The 25,784-nt window shown below is 69.7% G+C and carries 24 protein-coding genes and 1 tRNA gene; 14 read left to right on the plus strand and 11 right to left on the minus strand.

The features are described from left to right. Positions 1–495: 495 nt before the first annotated feature. Positions 496–1,962, minus strand: a complete 1,467-nt coding sequence (locus IMZ11_RS00960) for a serine protease (RefSeq protein ID WP_228636806.1) — start codon at positions 1,960–1,962, stop codon at positions 496–498. A gap of 509 nt (positions 1,963–2,471) precedes the next feature. Continuing rightward, positions 2,472–2,996 (minus strand): MarR family winged helix-turn-helix transcriptional regulator, encoded by a 525-nt coding sequence (locus IMZ11_RS00965; protein WP_228636807.1) that lies wholly within the window; start codon positions 2,994–2,996, stop codon positions 2,472–2,474. An 80-nt stretch (positions 2,997–3,076) separates the two neighbouring features. Between IMZ11_RS00965 and IMZ11_RS00970 the strand changes: the two genes are divergently transcribed. After that, positions 3,077–3,886: a trans-aconitate 2-methyltransferase gene (locus tag IMZ11_RS00970; RefSeq protein ID WP_228636808.1), complete on the plus strand. Its 810-nt coding sequence runs from the start codon at positions 3,077–3,079 to the stop codon at positions 3,884–3,886. A gap of 32 nt (positions 3,887–3,918) precedes the next feature. Here the strand turns inward: IMZ11_RS00970 and IMZ11_RS46590 are convergent, their stop codons facing one another. Together IMZ11_RS46590 and IMZ11_RS00980 are read right to left on the minus strand one after the other, a co-directional pair. Beyond that, complete coding sequence (locus IMZ11_RS46590; RefSeq protein ID WP_374461904.1) at positions 3,919–5,094, minus strand: TetR family transcriptional regulator; 1,176 nt, start codon at positions 5,092–5,094, stop codon at positions 3,919–3,921. Between the two features lie 163 nt (positions 5,095–5,257). Further along, positions 5,258–6,196 carry a fatty acid desaturase gene (locus tag IMZ11_RS00980; RefSeq protein ID WP_228636809.1) on the minus strand — a complete coding sequence of 313 codons (939 nt, stop codon included), beginning with the start codon at positions 6,194–6,196 and terminating at the stop codon, positions 5,258–5,260. Positions 6,197–6,485: 289 nt separating this feature from the next. Between IMZ11_RS00980 and IMZ11_RS00985 the strand changes: the two genes are divergently transcribed. The 6 genes from IMZ11_RS00985 to pth all read left to right on the plus strand — a co-directional run bounded on the left by IMZ11_RS00985 (position 6,486) and on the right by pth (position 11,762). Beyond that, positions 6,486–7,070 carry a hypothetical protein gene (locus tag IMZ11_RS00985; protein ID WP_228636810.1) on the plus strand — a complete coding sequence of 195 codons (585 nt, stop codon included), beginning with the start codon at positions 6,486–6,488 and terminating at the stop codon, positions 7,068–7,070. Positions 7,071–7,112: 42 nt separating this feature from the next. Further along, a tRNA-Gln gene (locus IMZ11_RS00990) sits at positions 7,113–7,185 on the plus strand. A gap of 526 nt (positions 7,186–7,711) precedes the next feature. Beyond that, positions 7,712–9,160, plus strand: coding sequence for a bifunctional UDP-N-acetylglucosamine diphosphorylase/glucosamine-1-phosphate N-acetyltransferase GlmU (gene glmU / locus IMZ11_RS00995; RefSeq protein WP_061258208.1), 1,449 nt, complete (start codon positions 7,712–7,714; stop codon positions 9,158–9,160). Positions 9,161–9,353: 193 nt separating this feature from the next. Further along, complete coding sequence (locus IMZ11_RS01000) at positions 9,354–10,331, plus strand: ribose-phosphate diphosphokinase (protein WP_061258362.1); 978 nt, start codon at positions 9,354–9,356, stop codon at positions 10,329–10,331. A gap of 147 nt (positions 10,332–10,478) precedes the next feature. Then, a complete protein-coding gene (locus IMZ11_RS01005; RefSeq protein WP_228636812.1) occupies positions 10,479–11,090 on the plus strand; it encodes a 50S ribosomal protein L25/general stress protein Ctc in 612 nt (203 codons plus the stop codon). A 69-nt stretch (positions 11,091–11,159) separates the two neighbouring features. Next, positions 11,160–11,762 carry an aminoacyl-tRNA hydrolase gene (gene pth / locus IMZ11_RS01010; RefSeq protein ID WP_228636813.1) on the plus strand — a complete coding sequence of 201 codons (603 nt, stop codon included), beginning with the start codon at positions 11,160–11,162 and terminating at the stop codon, positions 11,760–11,762. On the opposite strand, the gene IMZ11_RS01015 is transcribed toward pth, so the two are convergent. Next, the gene (locus tag IMZ11_RS01015) at positions 11,746–12,294 is read right to left on the minus strand and encodes a 3'-5' exoribonuclease domain-containing protein (protein ID WP_228636814.1); all 549 of its coding nucleotides are present in this window, start codon (positions 12,292–12,294) and stop codon (positions 11,746–11,748) included. The genes pth and IMZ11_RS01015 overlap by 17 nt on opposite strands. A gap of 209 nt (positions 12,295–12,503) precedes the next feature. On the opposite strand from IMZ11_RS01015, the gene IMZ11_RS01020 reads away from it, so the two are divergent. The 7 genes from IMZ11_RS01020 to IMZ11_RS01050 all read left to right on the plus strand — a co-directional run bounded on the left by IMZ11_RS01020 (position 12,504) and on the right by IMZ11_RS01050 (position 19,626). After that, positions 12,504–13,925: a sugar transferase gene (locus tag IMZ11_RS01020; protein WP_255705889.1), complete on the plus strand. Its 1,422-nt coding sequence runs from the start codon at positions 12,504–12,506 to the stop codon at positions 13,923–13,925. Next, entirely contained in the window at positions 13,926–14,687 is a 762-nt protein-coding gene (locus IMZ11_RS01025) for a 3'(2'),5'-bisphosphate nucleotidase CysQ (RefSeq protein ID WP_228636816.1), read from the plus strand. A gap of 20 nt (positions 14,688–14,707) precedes the next feature. Next, the gene (gene cysD / locus IMZ11_RS01030) at positions 14,708–15,622 is read left to right on the plus strand and encodes a sulfate adenylyltransferase subunit CysD (RefSeq protein WP_228636817.1); all 915 of its coding nucleotides are present in this window, start codon (positions 14,708–14,710) and stop codon (positions 15,620–15,622) included. Continuing rightward, positions 15,623–16,885, plus strand: coding sequence for a sulfate adenylyltransferase subunit CysN (gene cysN / locus IMZ11_RS01035; RefSeq protein WP_228636818.1), 1,263 nt, complete (start codon positions 15,623–15,625; stop codon positions 16,883–16,885). It abuts the gene before it with no gap. A gap of 79 nt (positions 16,886–16,964) precedes the next feature. After that, a complete protein-coding gene (locus tag IMZ11_RS01040) occupies positions 16,965–17,906 on the plus strand; it encodes a sulfotransferase (protein WP_308066716.1) in 942 nt (313 codons plus the stop codon). Then, positions 17,903–18,817, plus strand: a complete 915-nt coding sequence (locus tag IMZ11_RS01045; protein ID WP_228636819.1) for a glycosyltransferase family 2 protein — start codon at positions 17,903–17,905, stop codon at positions 18,815–18,817. The genes IMZ11_RS01040 and IMZ11_RS01045 overlap by 4 nt, the downstream gene beginning before the upstream one ends. Beyond that, positions 18,817–19,626: a WecB/TagA/CpsF family glycosyltransferase gene (locus tag IMZ11_RS01050; protein ID WP_228636820.1), complete on the plus strand. Its 810-nt coding sequence runs from the start codon at positions 18,817–18,819 to the stop codon at positions 19,624–19,626. Before IMZ11_RS01045 ends, IMZ11_RS01050 begins: the two co-directional genes overlap by 1 nt. Here the strand turns inward: IMZ11_RS01050 and IMZ11_RS01055 are convergent. From IMZ11_RS01055 to IMZ11_RS01080, 6 genes are read right to left on the minus strand one after another with little or no spacing between them, the layout of a single operon-like run. Then, positions 19,574–20,512, minus strand: coding sequence for a sulfotransferase (locus IMZ11_RS01055; RefSeq protein ID WP_228636821.1), 939 nt, complete (start codon positions 20,510–20,512; stop codon positions 19,574–19,576). The genes IMZ11_RS01050 and IMZ11_RS01055 overlap by 53 nt on opposite strands. After that, positions 20,509–21,795, minus strand: coding sequence for a lipopolysaccharide biosynthesis protein (locus tag IMZ11_RS01060; protein WP_228636822.1), 1,287 nt, complete (start codon positions 21,793–21,795; stop codon positions 20,509–20,511). The genes IMZ11_RS01055 and IMZ11_RS01060 overlap by 4 nt, the downstream gene beginning before the upstream one ends. Next, the gene (locus tag IMZ11_RS01065) at positions 21,792–22,667 is read right to left on the minus strand and encodes a sulfotransferase domain-containing protein (protein ID WP_228636823.1); all 876 of its coding nucleotides are present in this window, start codon (positions 22,665–22,667) and stop codon (positions 21,792–21,794) included. The genes IMZ11_RS01060 and IMZ11_RS01065 overlap by 4 nt, the downstream gene beginning before the upstream one ends. Then, on the minus strand, positions 22,664–23,569 hold the full coding sequence (locus tag IMZ11_RS01070; RefSeq protein WP_228636824.1) for a hypothetical protein: 906 nt from the start codon (positions 23,567–23,569) through the stop codon (positions 22,664–22,666). Before IMZ11_RS01070 ends, IMZ11_RS01065 begins: the two co-directional genes overlap by 4 nt. Further along, positions 23,562–24,908: a hypothetical protein gene (locus IMZ11_RS01075; RefSeq protein ID WP_228636825.1), complete on the minus strand. Its 1,347-nt coding sequence runs from the start codon at positions 24,906–24,908 to the stop codon at positions 23,562–23,564. The genes IMZ11_RS01070 and IMZ11_RS01075 overlap by 8 nt, the downstream gene beginning before the upstream one ends. Then, positions 24,905–25,783, minus strand: a complete 879-nt coding sequence (locus IMZ11_RS01080) for a hypothetical protein (RefSeq protein WP_228636826.1) — start codon at positions 25,781–25,783, stop codon at positions 24,905–24,907. The genes IMZ11_RS01075 and IMZ11_RS01080 overlap by 4 nt, the downstream gene beginning before the upstream one ends. Position 25,784: the final 1 nt, after the last annotated feature.

Genomic DNA, 25,784 nt, shown 5'->3' on the forward strand with positions numbered 1-25,784 from the left:
CCTACGGACGCCGACCCCCGTCGCCCCGTCGCCCCGTCGCCCCGTCGCCGTCGGCCCGACGGGCCCGACGGAACGGAAGCCGTTCACGATCGTGCTGGGAAAGCTCCGCACGAACGCCGCGCCATCTCGTCCAATCCCAATCCCATTCCCATGACCCCGGCGTCGCGCGGTTCGCATAAGGATCTCGCGTGGGGCCTTGTCGCGGCCCGCGTCTGCTTCCTGTCTTGGGCGACCGCGCTTCATGCGCAACACTCGAATTACCGCTTTATCGCACAAAAAGGATAATTAACGCAAAGAGCCATTTAAGGGTGAAACGCCCGATTTTTGCGTGAATTGGTCATGCGCGGGGAGTCCGCGGGTGAGGGCACCCGCGCGGTGGCCGGATGTGAGCTGCTTCCCGGCGGAGACGCGAAAAAGGGGCCCGGCTGGATGCCGGGCCCCTTCGTCGTCGCGGAAGGGCTGAGTTTTACCTCAGCTCAGATCGCTGATCAGTGATCAGACGATCTTGCCGGACCAGAGGTTCTTGGCCGCGGAGTAGACGCCGTACAGCTCACCGTCGAAGTACGGCGAGAAGCTGGTGTCGTAACGGTTGTTGCCGTCGGTGTCGGAGACGCCGATGGTCACACCGTTCAGGTAGCCCAGACGGCGGCCGTTGTTGTAGTTCACCAGCCAGGAGGAGCCGATGGCGCCCTCACCGGTGAACGACGACTTGGTGCCGATGAGTTCCTCGCCCTTGATGGCCGGGGCCTGGACCGCGAAGGTCTTGCCGTAGGTCCACTTGAGGGTCTTGCCGGTGAAGGCGTTGTTGCCGTCGGGGTGAACGCCGCTCGGGTAGCCGAACACGAAGACCGGCTTGCCGACCTTCTGGTTGTAGGCCAGACCCTGACCACCGACGTTGTCGCCCAGGCGGCCGACGTCCTTCAGACCGATCTGGAAGAACTTGCCGGTGACCTTGTAGTCAACGTCGTAGTTGATCCAGTAGGTGCGGGTGATGTACTTGCCGCCCGACTGGAAGTAGAAGGTCTTGCCGTCGGTGGAGACGCCGTCCTTCCAGCCCTCAGGCTTGGTGTCGGACTTGACGTCGGTGACGCCGGTGCCCTCCTTGAAGGGGCCGAAGGAGGCGGTGCCCTCAGGGTTGAGCTTCTTCCAGTCGTCCCGCTTGACGTAGACCTTCTCGGACCCCGGCGTGCCCTCCTTGACAACCTCGTTCGTCACGAACGGGGTCATCTTGGCGTGCCCACGCACGGTGGAGGGGGACTTCTCGATGCGGTCCACGTCGGCCTTGGCCTCGGCCTCGGTCTCCCAGACCTTCGTGTAGTGGCGGTCGGCGCTCACGCTCTCGGGCAGGACGCCGTTGTAGACGGTCACGAACGCGTAGTCGCGGTCGCCGTCCTCGTAGACGTCGTAGTCGTAGTGCGTGAAGGCCTGCTTGCCGACGTAGATGCCCCACGGGGTCTTGGCCTGGTAGTAACCCGGGACGAAGACCCACTTGTCGAGGGTGGCCTTGTTCGACTCGGTGTCGTAGACGCAGTGGCCGGCCGTGGCGACCAGGTTGCGGTACGCGGACTGGACCGAGGTGGCGGAGCACCAGTGCGGCTTGCCGTCCCCGCCCTTGAAGAACACCTTGCCCGTGGTCTTGGGCAGGTTGACGTTCTTCGACTTGGCGGTCGTCTTCTTCTCGTCGCCGATCGCGGGCACGACGCCGGGCTTGCTGTCAGCCGCGGGGCCGCCCTTGGAGACGTGCTTGGCGACGATCTTCGTCTCCACGCCGTACGGCGTGGCGTTGATCAGGTTGGCCTTGGCCTCGCCGTACCAGTAGGCGGCGACCTGCTGGGCGGCCAGGTTGGTGTTCGCGAGGGGGGTACTGGCAACGTCACCGGTGGCGTTGGCCGGGGCGGCCAGGCCGGCGGCGAGCAGACCGGCGGTGGCGACGAGGCCACCATAGGCAAGAGTGCGCTTCAAGGGGTTCGCTCCTTGGTCTGTCGTGGGGCGTCAACTTGCGTCCCACCGTCAGTAAAGGGATGACAAAGGACGTTACATAAGTGTTTGCTGTGAGGGAACCCGCCAGAAAAGTTCTGAGTCAGTGGAACCAGATGGCTGGTTGACACCGTCTGAGCGATGAGGAGCGGTATTTCCGCTGATCAACTTGGGGTGAGCCCGGCGTCCGGCACCCGAGCGGCAGCGCGTCGAGTCCGCCCGCGTTGTGAGTTAAATCACAGTTTTATCTACCGAATCGGCGTAGACGGCAATCGACTAAAGACCTCTTTGCCCGTTTTGTCCCGAAAAGTCGGAACTCAAAGGGTGTCAAAGAGGGCCCTGGCGCCTGGATGGCGAGAGGCGACGAGGTCACGCCCCCGCTCCGCGGATCTTCGTCGCGTGGAAGCGGGCTCTGCACGCCGGAAGGCGAAAAGGACGCTCTCGTCCCGTGGAGGGGCATTCGCGGGCCGCGGCCTGGTATGCCGCGGCACGACCTAATGCGATCCGCCGTCCGAGGCGTCGAAGGGGACGAGCAGGGTGTGAAGCAGGGCGGCGAGCGTGCGCTGCTCGCGTTCGCCCAGACCGGCGAGCAGTTCCCGTTCGCGGCGCAGTAGGCCGGCGAAGGCGGCGTCCACCCGCTCGACGCCCCGGGCGGTCAGTCGGACGAGAACACCGCGGCGGTCCTCCGGGTCGGGGTGGCGGGTGACCAGCCCGGAGGCGACCATCCGGTCGATCCGGTTCGTCATCGTTCCCGATGTGACGAGGGTCGCCCGCAGCAGCGCCCCCGGGCTCAGCTCGTACGGCCTGCCGGCGCGCCGGAGCGCGGTGAGCACGTCGAACTCCCATGATTCGAGGTCGTGCTCGGCGAACGCCGCGCGTCGCGCCCGATCCAGGTGGCGGCTGAGCCGGGACACCCGGCTGAGCACTTCGAGTGGGGTGACGTCCAGGTCGGGGCGTTCCTGCTGCCAGGCCGCGATGAGGCGGTCCACCTCGTCTTCGGCGGCCCTGGAGTGCGACATGGTGTTGATTTTAGCTCTCTTGACATCGAGAGACTCCGGTATGGACTATCTCGACATCAAGATAAAGAGGAGCGCCCTTCATGGCACCGGACATCTGGGATCCTACGATCTACGGGACATACGCCGACGAGCGGTCCCGTCCCTTCTTCGACCTGATCACCCGCGTGGCGGCCGACGCCCCCGAACATGTCGTCGACCTCGGTTGTGGCACCGGCGAGCTCACCGCCGAACTCGCCAGACGCTGGCCCACCGCGACCGTCCACGGCATCGATTCCTCCGCCGCCATGATCGGAAAAGCTCCTCGCGGGGAGCGCCTCGAGTTCGAGGTCGCCGACATACGGGACTGGCGCCCGCGACGCCCCGCCGACGTCATCGTGTCCAACGCGGCGCTCCAGTGGATCCCCGAGCACCGCGAGCTCCTCGCCCGGTGGGCGCAGGGCCTGCCTGCCGGCGGCTGGCTCGCCTTCCAGGTGCCCGGCAACTTTGACGCGCCCAGCCACGCCCTGATCCGCCGGCTGTGCCGTACGACCTGGCGCGACGAGTTGGGCGACCTGGCGCGGGATACCCCGGTCGGTGATCCCGCCGACTATCTGGACCTGCTCGCGGGCCTCGGCTGCACCGTGGACGCCTGGGAGACCACATACGTCCATGTGCTCCCCGGTGACGACGCGGTGCTCAACTGGGTCAGGGGCACCGCCCTGCGGCCCATGCTCGCCCGGCTCGGGCCGGACCGCCGGGCCGATTTCCTGGCCGACTGCGCACGGCTGCTCGGTGACGCCTACCCACGCCGCCCGTACGGCACGGCCTTTCCCTTCCGGCGGATCTTCGTCGTCGCCAGGAAGGACAGGGAGGACAGGCAGGACAGGGAGGAACAGGCGCCGCAGGGATAGAGAAAGGAGAAGGGGAACGCGTCGCCCGACCGTCAGGCCGAGTCCCCGTCCTCCTGCTGGGGACTGCCTTTGGCGGCCTTACGGGCCTGCCGCTCCCGCGCTTTCTCCTGGTCGCGCTGGAGCTTCTCCTGCTCGCGCTGGACCTTCTCCTGCTCCTTGAGTTCGCGTTCGCGGGTCTTTTCTTGTTCTTTCAGCTCGCGTTCGCGTGCTTTCTCCTGGTCGCGCTGGGCCTTCTCCTGCTCGCGCTGCAGCTTCTTCTGCTGCTCCTTGAGTTCGCGTTCGCGGGTCTTTTCTTGTTCTTTCAGCTCGCGTTCGCGTGCTTTCTCCTGGTCGCGCTGGGCCTTCTCCTGCTCGCGCTGCAGCTTCTTCTGCTGCTCCTTGAGTTCGCGTTCGCGGGTCTTTTCTTGTTCTTTCAGCTCGCGTTCGCGTGCTTTCTCCTGCTCGCGCTGGGCCTTCTCCTGCTCGCGCTGCGCTTTCTCCTGCTCCTTGAGCTCGCGTTCCCGCGCCTTCTCGCTCTCCTTGAGCTCACGCTCCGTCGGCCGTGCCGTACGGGCGTCCGCGGGCGGGGCCAGCACCAGACCGCGGGTGGCCGCGGTGAGCTGGGGATTCGGATCGAGGCCGGTCAGTCCGTTCCACGACAGGTTGACCAGATGCGCGGCCACCTCCTCGCGCCGCGGCTTGCGCACGTCCAGCCACCACTGCCCGGTCAGCGCCGTCATCCCGACCAGCATCTGCGCGTACATCGGCGCGAGGTTCGGGTCGTAGCCGCGTTCCTTGAACTCGTCGGCCAGTACGTCCTCGACCTGGCTGGCGATGTCGCTGATCAGGCTCGCGAACGTGCCCGTCCCGGACGCGGCGTGCGAGTCGCGGACCAGGATGCGGAATCCCTCGCTGCTCTCCTCGATGTACTGGAGGAGCGCCAGCGCCGCCCGTTCCAGCTTCACCAGCGCGTGCGACGCCGACAACGCCTGCGTGACCAGGGTGAGCAGCCGCTGCATCTCCCGGTCGATGACGACCGCGTAGATGCCCTCCTTGCCGCCGAAGTGTTCGTAGACGACAGGCTTGGAGACCTTGGCGCTCGCCGCGATCTCCTCGACAGAGGTGCCGTCGAAGCCCTTCTCCGCGAAGAGCGCGCGGCCGATCTGGATCAGCTGCTCGCGTCGCTCCGCGCCCGTCATGCGTCGTCGAGATCGGGAGGAGTCGTTCACACGTCCCATGATGGCCTGTTTGGTTCCGTCGGCAGATTCCGGTACCGCCGCGGCCTCACCGCCCGGCGGGTCCAGACGCGTACGTACGGCTGTCGCCGCCGCCCCCGCCGAAGCGAGGGGCGCGACGACAGCCGGGCGGCGCCGAGAAGAGGTATCGGCGGGATCACCCAAGTCGTTTCGCCGCCAGTCGCTCGGCGTTGGGCCAGCGCACGTCGTGCGCCCAGCCGGCCTTCTCGAACCAGCGGATCATGCCCGCGCTGAGGTCGATCTGGCCCTTGAGCACGCCGTGCCTGGCGCAGGTCGGGTCGGAGTGGTGCAGGTTGTGCCACGACTCGCCGAACGACGGGATCGCCAGCCACCACACGTTGCGCGACTTGTCGCGGACCTCGAAGGCCTCGTCACCGAAGACGTGGCAGATCGAGTTGATCGACCAGGTGACGTGGTGCAGCAGGCCGATGCGGATCAGGGTGCCCCAGAAGAAGGCGGTGACCGCACCCTGCCAGGACCAGGTCACCAGCCCGCCGAGTACCGCCGGCAGCAGCATCGAGGTGGCGGCCAGCGCCGGGAACCACTTGTGCAGCTTCATGATGTCCGGGTCCTTGACCAGGTCCGGAGCGTACTTCTCGCGGTTGGTGCGCTCGGACTCGAACAGCCAGCCCATGTGCGCGTAGAGCAGCCCCTTGGACAGGGACTTGAAGCCCGGACCGAACCGCCACGGTGAGTGGGGGTCGCCCTCCTTGTCGGAGAACTTGTGGTGCTTGCGGTGGGTCGCGACCCAGTCGAGCACGGACATCTCGAGCGAGAGGCTGCCGGCGATCCCCAGGATGAGCTTCAGGGGGCGGGTGGCCTTGAACGACCCATGCGTGAAGTAGCGGTGGAAGCCCACGGTGACCCCGAGGCCGGTCACGACGTAGAAGACCGCGAAGATGATCACGTCGCTCCAGCCCAGGCCCCATCCCCAGGCGAACGGCACGGCGGCGAACAGCGCGATGATGGGAGCTCCGACGACGATGCCGAAGGTGATCAGTTCGGCTCGGGTTTTCGGCTCCGGCTCGAACTCCGGCTTGGGCTGCTGTGCAGGACGTTCGGTGAGGACAGTCATGGGCTACCTCGCGAAGATGTGGGGAAGATTGTCCGGCTACGCCACCGTAACCTACGCCATCGTAAGTTAGGAATTCCTAAGCCGCGAATGTAGGGAAGGTGACTCATTCCCACCCCAACTCGTGGCGCATCCATGCCTTGTGGAAGTGTCACTAGGTCTGCTAAAAGCGTGGGCCCTCGGCGGCTGCGGAGCCAGGGTGGCGGGGCAACCTTTGCGCCAGGTTGGCGGCCCCCTGGAGGACCTGTCCCGCTCGCACCGTGCCGGTCGCGAATCGCGTTGAGTATTCGGATTGCGACGGAGAGTCATTCAAACTAGTGTTCGATTAACCAGCGACCTGCCCGATCCGCCGACGTTCGGCCCCGAGCAGCGCAAGCAGCGCGCGGCGGAAGGAGCGCGGCGCTACTGGGAGACCGAGCGAGATGAGCGCGAGTCCCTCAGGCGGGCGGGCCGGGACGACGCGGCTGCGATGGTCGGCGGGCTCTCGGAGAGGGATCTCCTCATTGCCGGCGTGGTGGCCTGTCGGTGCGAAGGGGGGAAGAGCAAGCCGGGCCGTCGTTATGACCGGGTCGCTTCCATGAACAGCGACCCGGGTTTGATCCGCTTCTTCCTTCGATTCTCGGGAGTTGTCGGCGTGGATCGCGCCGATCTGGCCTTCCCCATCTGCATCCATGAGACGGCGGACCGGTTCGGGAGTCCCGTCATCAAGAGGCATCGGCCCATGACGGCGCGTAGCAATGTGGGGGACGACTGCCACGGATGCCTCCGGGTGGAGGTTCGCCGCGGCGCGTGGCTTTATCGAAAGATCGAGGGTTGGGTCGAGGGGATCTTCCGAGCCGCATCCGGCGAATCAGCAGAGCATGCCGTCGATCGGTAAGCTAGGGCGAGGCTCCGAACCTTCTTAGAAGGTTCGAGACCATCCCGGGTCGTCTAACCAGGCAGGACAACGTCTTTTGGTGTCGTTTGTAGGGGTTCGAATCCTCTCCCGGGAGCAGTAAGAACGGGTTCGGGGCCTGGTCGGGTGGTGAGACCGGCCAGGCTTCTTCCTTGTCCGGACCTTTCCGGCCGGGAACCGGGCCGGTCGCTCATCGCGGGCATGGGCGCACCGCGCGTCCGCCGCGACGCTCCGATCACTCGCGTCTTCGCGACGGCGTTCGGCCCGATCGGGCGGCTCGCTGTCACGGCGTCTTCGCTCGCCGGGACCGCCCGCTGTCGGGCTGTTTTCGGCTGAGGAAGCAGCGCCGTGGTTACTGTCCGGAGTGTCCGGCAAGGTGAACATCGGGACCAGCGTCCTGACCCGGGCACACCGGCGTACTCGGCCGCGGGTAACGGTGCTTCGCCGTCACGTTGCGTGACCCCGAGCCGAGGGCGGCGTTCCAGGTGGGGGCTGGATTCCGGTTGGGGGACGGCAGGTAAGCTCACCTTGTCGAGTGGGTGACCGTGCGACGCCCTGGCGGTAGCCGTACGTGATCCTCAAGCCGACCCGTTTCAATCGCGGATCCGAGGGAGCCCCCGCAAGTGAGTGTGCCGCGCCCTGCCGCCGTCATCGTCCTCGCCGCGGGCGAGGGCACCCGGATGAAGTCGAGAACCCCCAAGGTCCTGCACGAGCTGTGCGGTCGCGCGCTCGTCGATCACATGCTCGGCGCGGCCCGCGGGCTGGAGCCCGAGCGGCTGATCGTGGTGATCGGCCATGCCCGTGAGCAGGTCGAGGCCCATCTGGCCGGGAGCGCGCCGGACGCGCGCACCGTCGTCCAGTCCAGGCAGAACGGCACCGGCCACGCCGTGCGCACCGTCCTCGAGGCGGTCGGCACGATCAACGGCACGGTCCTCGTCACGTACGGCGACACGCCGCTGCTGCGCGCCGAGACGCTGAGCGCCCTGGTGGAACGGCACGCCGAGGACGGCAACGCCGTCACCGTGCTCACCGCGGTGGTGCCCGATCCGACGGGATACGGGCGGATCATCCGCGACACCACCGGCGCCGTCCTGGAGATCGTCGAGGAGAAGGACGCCACACCCGAGCAGCGAGCGGTCACCGAGATGAACTCGGGCGTCTACGCCTTCGACGGGTTGCTGCTCGCCGACGCGGTCAAGCGGGTGGGCGCGGCCAACGCCCAGGGTGAGGAATACCTCACCGACGTGCTGTCCATCCTGCGGGAGGACGGCCACCGCGTGGGGGCGCACGTCGCGGCCGACTACGTGGAGGTCGAGGGCGTCAACGACCGGGTCCAGCTCGCCTTCGCCCGGCAGGTGCTCAACGACCGCATCCTCAAGGCGCACATGCGGGCGGGGGTCACGATCGTCGACCCGTCCAGCACGCTGGTCGACGCCGGGGTGGTCATCGGCCCCGACGCCGTGATCCTCCCCGGGACCCAGCTCCACGGTGCGACGAGCGTGGGCGGTGGCGCCAGGATCGGCCCGGCCACGACGCTGACCGACACCGTGGTGGGCGAGGACGCCGTGGTGCGCAACGCGGTCTGCGAGGGCGCCGAGATCGGCGCGGAGGCGTCGGTCGGCCCGTTCGCCTACCTGCGCCCCGGCACCCGTCTCGGGCGCAAGGGGAAGATCGGGACATACGTCGAGACCAAGAACGCCGCGATCGGCGACGGCTCCAAGGTGCCGCACCTGACCTATGTCGGGGACGCGACCATCGGGACCGGGTCCAACATCGGCGCGGCGTGCGTCTTCGTGAACTACGACGGCGTCGACAAGCACCACACGGTCGTGGGCGACCACGTCCGGATCGGCAGCGACAACATGCTGGTCGCTCCGGTGCGGGTGGGTGACGGCGCCTACACCGCCGCCGGCTCGGTGATCACCAATGACGTCCCGCCAGGGGCGATGGCGGTGGCCAGGGGCAGGCAGCGCAACATTGAAGGATGGGTCACGCGCCGTCGTGCCGGGACCTCTTCGGCCGAGGCCGCCCGGCTCGCTCTGGCGGCGCAGGAAGAGGTCGACCAGGAATAGCGACCGAACAAGCGGCGCGAGGCCGTACGCAGTCAGCAAGGAGAGATCGAGGCGCGGGAGACCGCGTAACTTCCCGAGGGGAAACAGCCGCCGTGAGCGTGCACAGCGAGCGAGCAAGGGGGCACAGCGAGGTGCCGCGGGTACGGATGACGAGTTGCCGGATGGTGGCCGCATGTTCGGCGAGGAGAGCGTCGTGAGTGGAATCAAGGCGGCGGGCGAGCGGAACCTGATGTTCTTCTCGGGCCGGGCGTTTCCCGAGCTGGCCGAGGAGGTGGCGTCGAACCTCGGGGTGGAGATCACTCCGACGGCGTTGCGCGACTTCGCGAACGGCGAGATCTACGTGCGCTATCTGGAGTCCGTCCGGGGCTGCGACGCGTTCGTGATGCAGTGCCACACCGCTCCGATCAACAAATGGATCATGGAGCAGCTGATCATGGTCGATGCCCTGAAGCGGGCCTCGGCCAAGCGCATCACCGTGATCATGCCGTTCTTCGGGTACGCCCGGCAGGACAAGAAGGGGCGCGGCCGCGAGCCGATCACGGCGCGGCTGATGGCTGACCTGTTCAAGCAGGCGGGCGCGGACCGGCTGATGTCGATCGATCTGCACACCTCGCAGATCCAGGGCTTCTTCGACGGCCCGGTGGACCACCTGTTCGCCTCGCCGGTGCTGATCGACTATCTGCGGGACAAGCTCGACCCCGCGACCACGACGATCGTCTCGCCCGACACCGGCCGCGTGCGGCTGGCCGAGCGCTGGTCGGACGCGCTGGGCACCCAGGTGGCGTTCATCCACAAGCGGCGGGACCTCGACGTGGCGAACCAGGTCAAGGTGCACGAGGTGGTCGGCCGTGTCAAGGGACGCACCTGCGTTCTCATCGACGACATGATCGACACGGGCGGCTCGATCTGCAAGGCGGCCGACGCGCTGTACGAGCACGGCGCGACCGACGTGATCGTGGCGGCGACGCACGCGGTGTTCTCCGACCCGGCGGTGGACCGGCTGAAGAACTCCCGGATCTCCGAGGTGGTCGTCACCAACACGCTGCCGCTGGCGGAGGACAAGAGGTTCGACAGCCTGACCGTGCTGTCGATCGCACCGCTGATCGCGCGCGCCATCGAGCAGGTCTTCACCGACGGTTCGGTGACCAGCCTCTTCGAGGGCGACAGCTGATCGCTCGTGACCCGCGGGTCCCCGCCATCGTGGAGTGGCGGGGGCCGCGGTTCGGGTAGGCTGCTCAAGTTGCGCTCGTAACGCCTTCCGCTAGGGCGGGTGAGGGGGAGCGCGTCATCCATAACGATCATCCCTAGGAGATGTGCCGTGTCTGAGGTTCGCATCGCCGCTGAGCTCCGTACGGAGTTCGGCAAGGGCGCCGCTCGCAAGATCCGCCGCGCCGACAAGGTCCCCGCCGTCCTGTACGGCCACGGCACCGACCCGAGGCACCTGACGCTGCCGGGCCACGAGGTCCTGCTGGCCCTGCGTACGGCCAACGTGCTGATCCACCTGCAGGGTGAGGTGGACGAGCTGGCGCTGCCCAAGGGTGTCCAGCGTGACCCGATCAAGGGCTTCGTCGAGCACGTCGACCTGCTCCTGGTCAAGCGGGGCGAGAAGGTCACCGTCGAGATCCCGGTCACCGTCACCGGTGACGTGGTCGGCGGCGCCCTGCTCGACCAGCAGCTGGTGACGGTCTCGGTCGAGGCCGAGGCGACGCACATCCCGGCCGGTGTCGAGGTGGACGTCGAGGGCAAGGAGGTCGGCTTCGCCGTTAACGCGAGCGACCTGAACCTGCCGAACGGCGTCACCCTCGCGGGCGACCCGGAGGCGCTGGTCCTGCACGTCGTCGCGGCTCAGGTGGCGGAGCTGCCGGCCGAGGGCGAGGCCGTCGCGGCCGAGGCCGCCGAGGGCGAGGCTCCGGCCGAGGCCGCCGAGTAGGAACGTTTCGCGTGAGAGGGTCCTCCACAGGATGTCCTGTGGAGGACTTCTCCGTATGAGGAGACGGTGATGGAGGATCAGCGCTGGCTGGTCGTCGGCCTGGGCAACCCGGGGCCGGAGTACGCCGGTAACCGGCACAACGCGGGATTCATGGTGCTGGACGAGCTGGCGGCGCGGGTCGGCGGCCGGTTCAAGGTGCACCGGTCGCGGGCGGAGATCGTCGAGGGCCGGCTGGCGGGTGCTCCCGCTGTGCTGGCGAAGCCGCTGTCGTTCATGAACTTGTCCGGCGGTCCGGTGAAGGCGCTCGCGGACTTCTACAAGGTGGCCCCAGCCAATGTCGTCGTGATCCATGACGAGCTGGACATCCCGTACGGCGCCCTGCGGGCGAAGCTGGGCGGCGGCGACAACGGGCACAACGGCCTCAAGTCGATCACCAAGTCCCTGGCGACGCGGGACTACCTGCGGATCAGGTTCGGGATCGGCCGGCCGCCGGGCCGGATGGACGCGGCGGCCTTCGTTCTGAAGGACTTCGCGACGGTGGAGCGCAAGGACCTGCCGTTCCTGGTGGACCGGTCGGCGGACATGGTGGAGTCGCTGATCCGGGTGGGGCTGGAGGCCACGCAGAACACCTTCCACGCGGCCGACCTGAACCCGGTCAAGCCTCCTCGCTGACGGCGTCCCCGGCGGTGGGGCGGTCGCGGTCCCGCCAGAGCATGAGGTTCTGGAAGAGCTCGGCCTGCTCGATCGCGTCGTCGAGGGCGTGGTGGGTGTGCCGGCGGGTGGATCTCACCTCGCGCGGCATCTGCCGTTTGGTGGACCAGGCGATCGGGACGCCGGCCTTCGCCGCGTAGAGCGTCTTGATGTCGATGCACCGGGAATGTCCGAACGGAGATTCCCCGGTGAATTTCATGAAATACCAGTAGATCCACATCCAGTCGTAGGAAAGCGGGAACGCGGCCAGCACGGGCAGCGTGTTCCCGCAGACCTCGCGCACCCAGGCCGCGGCTGCGCTCATCGCCTCAGCCGGGTGCCATCCCTCCCTGATCAGCGCGTCGCGGTCGAGGCCGCTCACGGCGAGGGCGGCGGGCACGTAGTCGTCGCTGATCGGGCGGAGTTCGGCGTAGAAGGTCGCCGATTCCGGTTCGGGCCTCTCGAACGTCCTTCCCGCCATACGTCCGGCGACCGCCATGCCGAAACTCACCATGGAATAAGGGCCGGGAATGGGCCCGTCGGCTTCGATATCAACGGATATATACGTTTCGGCTTTCACGGATTCTCCTCAAGCGTGGCCATTCGGCCGCTAGCATGCCGTCACTGTCGGTAAGCGTTCAGTGACAGTTCGATGGCAAATCGACCATTCGCGGGGAGGCGGGGGGCGTGCAGGAGGGCGAGTTGGCCGCGGCGGCCGTGAGCATGCCGGGGGGCGTGTCCGCGTCTCCTGTCTCCCGGCCGCCGAAATGGGCCTCGCGGTACCGCTTCCACGCGGCACTCGTCGACATCGCCTGTGCTCTCCTCGCTGGAACCACCGCTGTCGCGGCCCGGTTCGGCGAGGTTACTCCGTACGTCGCCCCCTATGTCGTGATGAGCGGGATGCTGCCGCTCCTGTGGTCGTGCTCGCTGGCGATCAACCGGGCGTACGAGCCGCGCCTGATCGGGGTGGGCTCCGAGGAGTTCCGCCGGATCGCCCAGTCCGGCTTCACGCTGACCGCCGCCGTCGCGATCGCCGCGTACGTGACGAAGACCGACATCGCCCGCGGTTACGTGGTGCTGGCCCTCCCGGTGATGACCGTGCTCACCCTCTGCGCCAGGTACGGCATGCGCCGCAGGCTGCACCGGCGCTGGGCGAGGGGCGGCTGCATGCGCAGGGTCGTGGCGGTCGGCCACCGGGCCGCGATCACGGATCTGACGCGCAGGTTCCGGCGCGAGCGCTACCACGGGATGGAGATCGTCGCCGCCTGCGTGCCGTACGACGCCTCGGGAGAGGTGGAGGGCGTGCCGGTGCTCGGCGACTTCACCGACGTCCCCCTGGTGGTGGAGCAGGCCGGGGCGGACACGGTGGCCGTGCTGGCCTGCCCCGAGCTGGACGGTACGGCGCTGCGGCGGCTGGCGTGGCGGTTGGAGCGCAGCCGTACGGACCTGGTCGTCGCGCCCGCGCTGATGGAGGTGGCCGGGCCGCGCACCACGATCAGGCCCGTGGCGGGGCTGCCGCTGCTGCACGTGGAACATCCGGAGCTGGCCGGGATCCGGCAGCTCATCAAGAACGCCTTCGACCGGATCGTGGCGGGAGTGGCGCTCGTCGTGCTGTCCCCGCTGCTCGCCGTCCTGGTGGTGGCCGTACGCGTGTCGAGCCCGGGACCGGCGCTGTTCCGGCAGACGCGGGTCGGCAAGGACGGCGCGGAGTTCACCATCCTGAAGTTCCGCACGATGTGGCAGGACGCGGAGGCGCGGAAGGTCGATCTCGTCAGCGACGCGGGCGGGGTGCTGTTCAAGATCCGTCAGGACCCGCGGGTGACGCCGATGGGAAGCTGGCTGCGGCGCCGCTCGCTGGACGAGTTGCCCCAGCTGATCAACGTGGTGAAGGGACACATGTCCTTGGTGGGGCCGCGTCCGCCGCTGCCGGAGGAGGTCGCACGGTACCGTGACGACGTCCGCAGGCGGCTCGTGGTCCGCCCGGGGATGACAGGCCTGTGGCAGGTGAACGGGCGATCGGACCTGTCATGGGAGGAATCAGTGCGGTTGGACCTGCGTTACGTCGAGAGCTGGTCTCTCATGCTGGATCTGCAGATCCTGTGGAAGACGTGGTCGGCCGTGATACGCGGGGCGGGAGCTTACTGAATGACGATGCGGGACGACCACACTCTGGCCGGTGAGCTGGCGTCGGAGGCGGGTGAGCTGCTGCTGCGGCTCCGCGACCGCCACGGCTTCGCCGATCCGAAGGCGTTGAAGGACGCGGGAGACCGCGGGTCGCATGACTATCTGATGGAGGCCCTGGCGCGGTTCCGGCCGGACGACAGCGTTCTGTCGGAGGAGGCCACGCGCGAGGAGCGGCTGGATCCCCGGAGGCTCTCCGCCGAGCGGGTCTGGATCGTCGATCCGCTGGACGGCACCCGCGAGTTCGCCGAGGAGGGCAGGTCCGACTGGGCGGTCCACGTGGCGCTGTGGGAGGGCGACGCGCTGACGGCCGGCGCCGTGGCGCTTCCGGCCCAGGGGAGGACGCTCACCACCGGGGAGCCGCCCCTGCTGCCCCGGGCGTCCGGGCGCTTCCGCATCGCGGTCAGCCGGACCCGACCGCCCGAGTTCGTGGCGAAGCTGGCGCACGAGGTGGGCGCGGAGCTGGTGCCGATCGGCTCGGCGGGCGCCAAGATCGCCGCGGTGCTGACGGGCGCGGTCGAGGCGTACGTGCACGCGGGCGGCCAGTACGAGTGGGATTCGGCCGCTCCGGTCGCCGTCGCGCTCGCCGCGGGCGCCCACGCGAGCAGAATCGACGGCTCGCCGCTCGTGTACAACCAAGCCGACCCCTCATTGCCGGATATCCTGGTCTCCCTACCGGATCTGGCGCCAACGTTGCTCGCCGGCATCCGTGACCTGCACCGCTAGCCCGTCGAAGGAATCCCCTAATGCTTCAGCGCGACTACACGACGTCGCAGCTCGACGTCCTGGAGGCCGAGGCGATCCACATCATGCGTGAGGTCGCGGCCGAGTTCGAGCGCCCTTGTCTGCTGTTCTCCGGCGGCAAGGACTCCATCGTCATGCTCCGCATCGCGGAGAAGGCGTTCTGGCCGGCGCCGATCCCCTTCCCCCTCATGCACGTGGATACGGGGCACAACTTCCCTGAGGTCATCGAGTTCCGCGACCGGCGGGCCGACGAGCTGAGCGCCCGGCTCGTGGTGGCCAGCGTGCAGGACTCGATCGACTCCGGGCGCGTCTCCGAGGAGACCGGGCGGCGCGCCTCGCGCAACCGGTTGCAGACGACGACGCTGCTGGACGCCATCGAGGAGCACGAGTTCGACGCCGTGTTCGGTGGAGCCCGGCGGGACGAGGAGAAGGCGCGGGCCAAGGAGCGGGTCTTCTCCTTCCGTGACGACTTCGGCCAGTGGGATCCGAAGAACCAGCGTCCCGAGCTGTGGAACCTGTACAACTCGAAGATCCGCAAGGGTGAGCACATCCGCGTGTTCCCGCTGTCCAACTGGACCGAGCTGGACATCTGGGACTACATCCGGCGCGAGGGCATCGAGATCCCGTCGATCTACTTCTCGCACACGCGGACGGTGTTCGAGCGGGACGGCATGCTGCTCCCCGACGCCGAGGTGGTGCGGCGCGGTGAGGACGAGCCGCTGTTCGAGGCCGTCGTCCGCTACCGCACGGTCGGTGACATGACGTGCACCGGCGCCGTGGCGTCCACGGCCGCGACGGTCGAGGAGATCATCGAGGAGATCGCGGTGACGCGGATCACCGAGCGCGGCGCGACGCGTGCCGACGACCGCGCCTCGGAGGCCGCGATGGAGGACCGCAAGAAGGAAGGCTACTTCTAAATGGACATCCTTCGTTTCGCCACCGCGGGTTCGGTCGACGACGGCAAGTCCACCCTGATCGGGCGGTTGCTGTTCGACTCCAAGGCCATCTTCGAGGACCAGTTGGAGGCGGTCGAGCGGACCTCGCGCGACCGCGGCACCGAGTACACCGACCTGTCGCTGCTCACCGACGGCCTGCGCGCCGAGCGGGAGCAGGGCATCACGATCGACGTGGCGTACCGCTACTTCGCGACGCCCAAGCGGAAGTTCATCATCGCCGACACTCCGGGACACATCCAGTACACCCGGAACATGGTCACCGGCGCGTCCACCGCCGACCTGGCGATCATCCTGATCGACGCCCGCAAGGGCGTGCTCGAGCAGTCGAGGCGGCACGCCTTCCTGACGACGCTGCTTCGTGTGCCGCACCTGGTCCTCGCGGTGAACAAGATGGACCTGGTCGACTACGCCGAGGAGCGGTTCGAGGAGATCCGGGAGGAGTTCACCGCGTTCGCGTCGAAGCTGAACGCGGCGGACCTCACATTCATCCCGATCTCGGCGCTGCACGGCGACAACGTGGTCTCCCGCTCGGAGAACATGCCCTGGTACCAGGGGACGTCGCTGCTGCACCACCTGGAGAACGTGCACATCGCCTCCGACCGGAACCTGGTCGACGTGCGCTTCCCCGTGCAGTACGTGATCAGGCCGCACAGCGCGACCAGCCAGGAGCTGCACGACTACCGGGGATACGCCGGGCAGGTGGCCGGCGGCGTGCTGAAGCCGGGTGACGAGGTCACGCACCTGCCGTCGGGGCTGACCACACGCATCGCGGCGATCGACACGTTCGACGGACCGGTCGAGGAGGCGTTCCCGCCCATGTCGGTCACCCTCCGGCTGGAGGACGACATCGACATCTCGCGGGGCGACCTGATCTGCCGGCCGCACAACCAGCCGAGCGTCGCGCAGGAGCTCGACGCGATGGTCTGCTGGATGGCCGACTCGGTGAAACTCCAGCCCCGGTCCAAGCTGATCATCAAGCACACGACGCGTACGGCACGGGCCCTGGTCAGGGATCTGCAGTACCGGCTGGACGTCAACACGCTCCACCGGGACGAGGCGGCGACGTCGCTGGGTCTCAACGAGATCGGCCGGGTGTCCCTGCGGATCACTCAGCCGCTGTTCGTCGACGACTACTCGCGCAACCGGCTCACCGGCGGGTTCATCCTCATCGACGAGGCGACGAACGGCACCGTCGGCGCCGGGATGATCGTCGACGCGCGGTAGATCATCAGCCGTTCCATGAACGGCTGATTACCTTCCGCGCTAGGGTCGTCACGTTCCGCATCCACAGCGTGGAGGGTTCGTGACTGACGCTCAGCCGATGATCTTCGTGGGTGGGCTCGGCCGCAGCGGCACCACATTGCTGGAGCGGCTGCTGGGCGAGTTCCCCGGAGCCGTGCCGCTCGGAGAGGTCGTCCATCTCTGGGCGCGCGGCGTCCACGCCGACGAGCCGTGCGGGTGCGGAGAGACGTTCTCCCGCTGCCCTTTCTGGGGCAAGGTGGGCGACCTGGCCTTCGGTCGCTGGAAGGCGAGCGAGGCCGATCGCCTGCTCCGGCTGCGGGCCCGGGTGGACCGCACCCGTCACGTCCCGTTCCTCGCCTTCGGCAGGGGGCGGCGCGCGGCCGAACTCGATGAATACGTGTCGGCCTACGCCTCCGTCTACGCCGCCGCCGCCGAGGTCGCCGACGGCGACTGGGTGATCGACTCCAGCAAGCACGCCTCCCTGGCGTACTGCCTGGCGGCGGCCGAGGCGACGCGGGCGCGCCTGCGGGTCGTCCATGTCGTACGCGATCCGCGAGCGGTCGCCGCGTCCTGGCGCAGCGACGTGCGGCGGCCGGAGGACGGTCGGCCGATGGCCCGATGGGCGCCGGGACGGACGGCCGTCCACTGGCTGGTCCAGAACCTCGCCTTCGAGCTGCTCCGCAGGCGGGGCGTGCCCGTCATCCGGGTCCGTTATGAGGACCTGCTGGGGCGGCCGGCCGAGACGCTGCGTGAGCTGGCCGCCGAGCTGCGGGTGGCGCGCGCGCGTGACGCGCTGCTGTTTCTCGACGATCAGGAGGCGCTGCTCGGCGTGGCGCACACGGTGTCCGGCAATCCGATGCGGTTCGTCGTCGGGCGGGTGCGGTTCAGTGCGCGCCGGGCCGCGTTGCCGTTCGTTCACCGCCTGCTGGTCACCGCGCTGACCTGGCCGTTGCTCCTCCGGTACGGCTATCGCCTCGCGCCGCGGCCGGAGGCCCTGGGATGAAGCCGTCCGTGGGCGTCGTGATCCCCACCAGGGGAGACCGGCCCGAGCTGCTCGCGGCGGCGGTGTCGGGCGTGCTCGATCAGGAGTACGGTCGGCGGCTCCGGGTCGTCGTGGTGGTCGACGGCGGCGACGTCACCCGATCCGCCGAGCAGGTCGCCGACGTGGTGGCGGCGACCCGGGGGAGCGTCCGGGTGATCGCCAACCGGTGCACGCCCGGCTTGCCGGGCTCCCGCAACACGGGCATCGCCGAGCTGGACACCGACCTGGTGGCGTTCTGCGACGACGACGATCTGTGGCTGCCCGGCAAGCTCGCGGCGCAGGTGGCGGCGCTGGTCGAGGAGCCGGGGGCCGACTTCGCGAGTTGCGCGATCCAGGTCGAGTACGGCTCCCGCCGGGTGCCCCGGCTGGCCGGTGCCGACCGGGTGACCCGGGCCGACCTCACCAGGTCGCGGATGGTGATGGTGCACTCCTCGACCTTCCTCTTCCGCGCGGCCGCGGCCTATCGGGCCGACGAGAGCGCCCCGGGCGGGCAGAACGAGGACTGGGACCTCGCGTTGCGCGCGGCGCGGCGGCATCCCATCGTGCACGTGGATCAGCCGCTCGTCCGGGTGCGCTGGGGTGCGTCCGGATACGCCACGAAATGGGCGGAACGGATCGCCGGGCTGGAGTGGATGCTGGCCCGGCACGCCGACCTGGAGACGGATCCCCGAGGCGCCGCCCGGATCTACGGCCAGATGGCGTTCCACCACGCCGCGCTCGGCCATCGCAGGGACGCCGGCCGGTGGGCGTGGAAGGCATTTTCCACCCGCCGGGGCGAGCCGCGGGCGGCCATGGCACTGGCGGTCGCGACCGGCCTGGTGCCGGCGCGCGCGGTGCTCGGGCTGCTGCACACGCGCGGCCGGGGCATCTGATGCCGGCGGCCCGGGTGGCGGTCGCCGGAGTGGAGCTTGACCCGCTCACTGAGGGCGAGGTCGTGACGCGGGTGTTCGACGACCTGCGCCGTGGCCGGGGCGGCCACCTGGTCACCCCGAACGTCGACATCTGCCGGTTGGCCGTGCGCGACGCGGAGCTGCGCGCCCTCGTCCGGCGGGCCGACGTCGTCGTGGCGGACGGCATGCCGCTCGTGTGGGCGGCGCGGCTGCTCGGCACGCCCCTCCCCGGAAGGGTGACCGGCGCCGACCTGATCTGGGCGCTGTCGGAGGCGGCGGCGCGCCACGGCGTCCCCGTGTACCTGCTGGGCGGCCCGCCGGGGGTGGCCGACGCCGCCGCGTCGGCGCTGCGCGCACGCTGCCCGCGCCTCGCCGTGGCGGGGACGCACACTCCGCCCTTCGGGTTCGAGTCCACCCCCGGCGGGGTGACCCCGATCAGGGACGCCCTGCTCCGCGCGAAGCCCGGCCTGGTCTTCGTGGGCCTGGGCTTTCCCAAGCAGGACCGCCTGATCGAGGTGCTGCGCGCCGACCTGCCCGCGGCGTGGTTCGTCGGCTGCGGCTCGGCCATCGCCTTCGCCGCCGGTGCCGTACGGCGGGCGCCGGGGTGGATGGGCGAGGCGGGCCTGGAGTGGCTGTTCCGGCTGTTGTCCGAACCGGCCCGGCTGGGGAGGCGCTATCTTGTGGACGATCTGCCCTTCGCCCTCCGGCTGCTCGCCGGCTGCCTGGTCGGCCGTGGGCTCACTGGAGAGCGGACGTCAGATCGCGTATCCGGGACACCTCGCCGGGGGTGAGCCGCTCCCGATAGGTCCCGAGGGCCGCTCGCGAGTCCATGGGCCGGAAGGCCGTCCTCGACAGGCCGGTCCAGGAGAAACCCGTCGCGGGCGTGCCGGTCGCCGCGGTGCAGCCGGCGGCGATCCGGCCCGCCGCACGCTCCGACCAGGGCAGGCCGCACCAGGCGTAGAGGTCGCGGAAGCGGTCCAGCGGCGCGGTGGCGAGCGACTCGTAACCGATGATCCGGATTCCGGGGTCGGCGGCGGCCAGGTCGGCCGTCACCCGCCGGGCCACCCGCCAGAGCGCCGCTGCCTTGGCGATGCGGTCCTGGGAGCCGACCAGCGGGCGCAGCTCCTCCACGCAGGGGTGGTCGCGGACGAGGAGCGGCTGTTCGAGCAGCTCGTGGAAGTAGACCGTCCAGCCGAGCCGCTGCCAGCTGCCGACGAACGACACCGGATCCCTGACGAGGACGAGCACGCGGCAGCCGAGGCGCCGGGCGAACCAGGCGGCGGAGAACAGCGCGAACGGGTCGTCCAGGAGGGCACGCCGCCCGAGGAGCCGGCCGAGGCGGAACGCCGTGCCGTACTTCGCCATGCGGGCGAGGTCGCGCGGGCGGCGGTTGCGGCGGAGCTCGGCGAGATGGCCGTAGCGCAGCCCGACGGTACGGGTGAACGCCTCCAGCCAGGGCGACTCGTCGTCGGGGCAGATGTACTGGAAGCGGTGCGTCACGGAGGCGTCGAGAACGCCGGGGCTGCGTCCCGGCGGGTGCTCGGGGTTGAGCGGCTCGTTGACGTAGACGAGGCGTCCGCTCGCCGCGAGCATCTTCCCCGCCCAGCTGGTCCCGCTGCGCGGCAGCCCCGTCACCAGCAGCGGCCCGCCGTACCCGCTCGTGCGGCCGCCGCTCACGCGGTCGCCCTGAGCCCGAACGCCGCCATGCTGTGCCGGCCGAACGGCCGCAGGCCGTACCGGCGGGAGAGCTGGACGAGCGGCAGCAGGTTCTTCACCAGGACGCCGCCCGACCAGCCCAGAGCGGCTCCGAGAGCGCCGTGGACGGGCACGAGCAGGACGTCCAGGGCGATGGTCGCCGTCACCGCGCAGACGGCGTTGACGAGGCTCGCCGTCGTGTGCCCGGAGGCGATCAGCATGACGTCGACCATGCCGCAGGCGCTGGCGACCATCATCGTCGCGGACAGGACGAGCGCCACGGACGCCCCCCGGGCGTACGACGTGCCGAAGATCTGCAGCAGCCAGGGAGCGAGCACCGCGTACCCGAGCCAGACCGGCCAGGTGACCATGACCAGCCACATCGTCGCCGTCTGGTAGAGCTCCCGCGCCCTGCCGAGGTCGCCCTGTGCGAGCGCACGGACCAGCCCGGGTTGTACGGCCTGCGCGAGCCCCTGCCCGGCGAGCTGGCCGACCACCTTGAAGCGGGTGGCGGCCGTGTACATCGCGGCGGGCGCGGGACCGGCGAGCGCGGCCACGATCACGATGTCGAGCCGCTGGAAGACCGCCTGGATCGCGGCCGCCGCCGACCGGGGCGCGGTGTACCGCCAGAACCGTTGCCAGCGCACGGTCGGCGTACGGCCCCGAAGCCAGCGGGCCGCCACGGCGCCGACCGGAAGCGCGGGGAGCGCCCACGCGGCGGTCAGGACGGGGACGGCCGCTCCGGCGAGCAATCCGGTGGAGACCAGCGCGACCTGGCCGAGCGGTTGCGCGACACCGCTCAGGAACAGGGTGGGCCGCATCGAGCCGAGCCCGCGCGTGGCCGCGATCAGGACGTCGGCGACGGCCACCGCGGGCAGCGCCGCCGCGAGCACCGGCCAGACACCCGCGGGGACGCCGACGAGCGGGGCGAGCAGGTCACCGAAGGCGGCGACGGCCACGGCGACCAGGGACGAGAGCACCACCACCGGGCCCAGCGCGACCAGCAGCACCGGACTGCCCGCCGACCCCGGATCTCGGGACACCCCCGCGAGGAAGTAGACCAGGCCGTTCCCGGTGTCGAGCCGGGAGACCCCGGCGAGCATGAGGCACAGCGCCGTCGCCGCGAAGAACGCCCCGGCCTGGGCGGGGGCGAGTGACCGGGTCACCACCAGGACGACCAGGAACTGGGCCGCCGCGCCCGTCGCGGCGCACAGCAGCCCGGCCGCGCTCTTGCGGGCCAGCGGGAGGTCCCGCCGCCTGGTCACCGGCGTGCGTCCCGGCCCGAATGCCAGGAAGGTTCGGCGCCCAGCCACGGGGTGAGCAGGGCGTCCCAGGGGGCGAAGTGCTCGGTCAGGCGGCGCCGTACCGAGGCGGGCATGTCCGCGGTGCGTGGCTGGGCGTTGTGCCGCTCGAAGAGGGGATTCCCGAGTCGGGGCAGGCCGAGGAACCCGATGACCCTGTCGTAGACCGGCTGGGGGTCGCGGAAGAACGCGCCGCTGTCCAGGACGAGCACGTGCTCACGCCCGACGAGCAGTTCCAGGCGGGCGAGCTGCTCGGCGTACCGGCCGCGCGTGACGTAGGCGTGGTGCCGGTGGGCGTGGCTGGCCGCGTGGGGGAAGACGCGGAGGCGGTGCGCCTCGCCGGCGAGGCGTTCCTCCTCCAGGTCAAGGGCGCGTTCGAAGGAGCGCTCGGTCTCGAAGCCGCGGGCCAGCTCGTGCGCGTGGGCCGAGTAGGCGCGCTCCACGGGGTCCCGCACCAGCACGATCAGCTTGGCATCCGGCAGGTCCCAGGCGATTCGGGCCGGGGCGAGCGGGTGGAACAGGTAGTAGGGCGACGACTCGAACGCCTGGGCCTGGTGGCCGTGCCGCCGTTCCTGCCGTCGCGCGGCGGCCTTGCGCGGGAAGTGCGCCTGGTACCAGGCCAGCCCCTTCTCGTACGCCATGTCGAAGTAGTGCACTCCCTTGTGCAGCACCGGCTTCATGATCAGCGGGTGCCGGGAGAGCGCGCGGTAGAGCGAGGTGGTGCCGCACCGCTGCGCGCCGACGAGAAGGAACGACGGCAGGATCCTGCCCCCCACGGTGAGTCTGCCCGTGGTCAAGGAGACGGCGTGCGCCGAGCGCTTGAGGGTGGACTTCACAGCAGGGGCTCCAGATGGTCGACGAGTGGGTTGAGCCAGGTCGAGGCTGGGCCGAGCGGTTGGTGGCCGTCTCGGTCGTGCCGGTCGGCGAGCGTGATCAGATAGTGCGCGGCCGTCCGCCTGGCCTCCGCGGCCGAGAGCCCGAACGGTGCCAAGAGGGGGACGGCCCGGGCCAGGCAGGCCTGCGTGGCGCCCACCGGGCCCATGCGTTTCAGGACCCGATGCAGGAAATGGTGGAGCGCGTCGAAACCGAGGGGAACGTCGGTGCCGAACCGTTCCCAGTCCCAGACGAGGAGCCGTCCGTCCGCGCCCGCCGAGATGTTCCAGGGGGCGAAGTCCCCGTGCCAGGCGCACGATCCGAGAGAGGCGATCTCGGTCACGGCCGCGTTGAGCAGGCCCGGTGGAATCGCCGCCGACGTGATCGGCAGCGGCGACAGGACCAGCACGTCCATGTCGTGCCAGAGGCCGTGGTGCAGCACGGCGGGCACGGAGATCACCTTGAGCGGCCGATCGGCGAGCATGCGCAGGGTGGCGCTCTCGTGCCGGATCAGGTCGCGGGCCCGGTCCGAGTCCCCGACCTTGACGAAGCCGAGCACGCCGTCGGATCCGCGCGCCGACAGGATCGGCTTGCGGTTGGCCCGGCGCGCGGGCCGTACGCGCAGCACCGTGCGGACGCGCTGGCCGAACACCTCGCCGAGGTACGTCTCGATGGTGTCGGGGCCGTCGGGCACCAGAAGCCGCCCGCCGCGCCCGAGCACGGAGTGCCAGCGGGTACGCGGAACGAGCCGCCGGGGGACGAGCCGGTGCGGGAGCACGGTCCTGGCGCTCGTGGTCGTGGACGGGGGATAGAGCAGGTCGAGCACCTCGTGGAGGTAGCGCAGCCGGGCCCTGGCGTCACCCATGCGCCCACCTCGCGTTCCCCGTCCTCGAAGGCCGTGCTGGATGTCGTGCTGGATGTCGTGCCGGATGTCGCCCGAGCGGCTGGGCGGAGTTGCGCCAGAGCAGGGCGAAGGAGATCAGATAGAGGCTCAGCGCGCTGACCAGGCCGTCGTAGACGAACATGTAGAAGAGCACGAGGATCATGACGAGCGTCCCGGCCTGCCCGATCGGCGACCGGTCGTGCCAGAAGCGCCGCAGGGCCCCGAGGAAGAAGCCGACGTACAGTGCCGCGCCGGCGAAGCCCTGCGTGATGAGCGTCAGCCAGAGCTGGCCGTCGCTGCCGAGCGGGGGATGGCCGCAGGTCGGGCACCACTCGGTCTTGCCGGTCGTGATCGTGGAGTAGTTGCCGTAGGCGTTGCGCGTGCTGCCGTAGCCGATCACCGGCGACGAGGCGGCGGCTCGGACGGTGGACGACACGGTGAACGCCCGGATGTCGTTGCTGTGCGGGTTGTCCAGCCGTTGCCCCACGATCGTGGCGAGCGGCGACAGCACCAGCGCCGTACCGGCCAGGGCGACGGCCGTGCCGACGACGAGGGGGCGGCCCCGGAAGGCGAGGTACGCGGCGGACAGGCCGAGCCCGATCCACAGGCCGCGGTTGAGCGAGTAGACGATGGGGATCGCCGCGAGCGGGAGCAGCACGGCGACGGCCACCCGCCGCAGCGGCCCGCCGTACACCCACCAGCCGACCAGGAACCAGACGAGCAGCACGGAGATGTTGCTGCCCCAGGCGTTGGCCCACTCGAACGGCGCCTCGGGCCGGGGGGACGCGTGCCCGAGAACGTGCTGCATCTGCGCCGCGGTCGGGTGGATGAGGTTGCTGACGAAGGAGTTGCCGCCGATCCACTCCGGGAGCAGCATCTCGACGGGAGCGGTGAACTGGAATCCGGGGGCGAACACGCCGAGCAGCCCGCCCGCCACGGTGGTGACGAACAGCACGCCGAGCAGCCGGATCAAGGTCAGCTGGGGAAGCTCCTCGTGGGTGAGGTTGCCGAGGTAGAGCACCATGACGGCGAGCGCGGTGTAGACGGCGAAGCGCATCAGATAGCCGAGGATCCGGCCGGTGGACAGGTCGCCGTAGGTGCCGGGAGGGTTCTCGGCCAGGGTGAGCGCGCTGATCGCGTATCCGGCGAGCAGCAGCATCCACAGGCCCATGCCCGTGGGCACCCGGATCGGCCGCCTGCGCCACAGCACCACCGCCATCGGCACCGCGACCACGACGATCGACAACCCGCCCAGGCCGAGCGCCCACCAGATCGGATAGCCGGCGAGCAGGGCGGCGATGGGCCACACCGCGGGTCTCATGCCGTCTGCTTCATCGAGCGCGTCGACATGGGCAGCGTGGGCGGCACGGTGACCGCGCCGAGCACCGTCGTGCCCTGCCTGGCGAGTCGCCGTACGGCCTGGGCGACCTCGGTGGAGGTGGTCCGGCGCAGGCCGAGGAGGAGGACGGCCGCGTCGGGGCGGTCGGCGGGGTCGGTGATCACGGCGATCGGGGCCAGGTGGGAGAGCGCGGCGCCGAGGCGTTCGGCGACCGGCCCGCCGGTGACCGTGCCGAGCTCCACGAGCAGGAGCCGGTGGTAGCCCTCGCCGAGCGAGGCGGCCACTCCGGCGGCCAGCCCGCGGAAGGCCCCGGGATCGGCCCGGAGCGGGATGTCGGCGAGCAGCGGGAGGGTGGTGAGGCGCTCAACGTCCGCGGCCGCGCGCACCCGGGTGTCCAGCCGGTCGCGGCCGAACGCGGCCCCCGCGCCGGCGAGCAGGCCGAGGAAGAGGCCGCTGCCGAGGTACAGCGGGACGCTCGGCGCGCTGGGGGCCGACGGGGGGCGTGACTGGCTGATCACCGCTCCGGGAGTGACCGCGATGGTCTTGAGCGCGTCGTATTTGAGCGTGAGGCTGTACACCTGCCGGCCGAGCACCGACTGCTGGTGCTCGGCGACCACGCGGGCCGCGGATCCGTGTGGCAATATCGCGACGTTCTCGGCGGCCTTGCCGAGCTCGCTGTCCAGTTCGTGCAGCTTGGTGGACAGTGCCTTCATCTGCGCGGCGAGGGTCTGGGTGGCCGACAGTGAGCGGTTCCGCAGGTAGGCGTCGGCGAACGCCTGCGCGCCGGCGGCGGCCGAGATCGGGTCGCCCGCGGTGAACCAGATGGAGAGGATCGCGGAATTCGGTGGAACGTCCACG

Source organism: Microtetraspora sp. AC03309, from assembly GCF_020826795.1.
Lineage (GTDB): Bacteria > Actinomycetota > Actinomycetes > Streptosporangiales > Streptosporangiaceae > Microtetraspora > Microtetraspora glauca.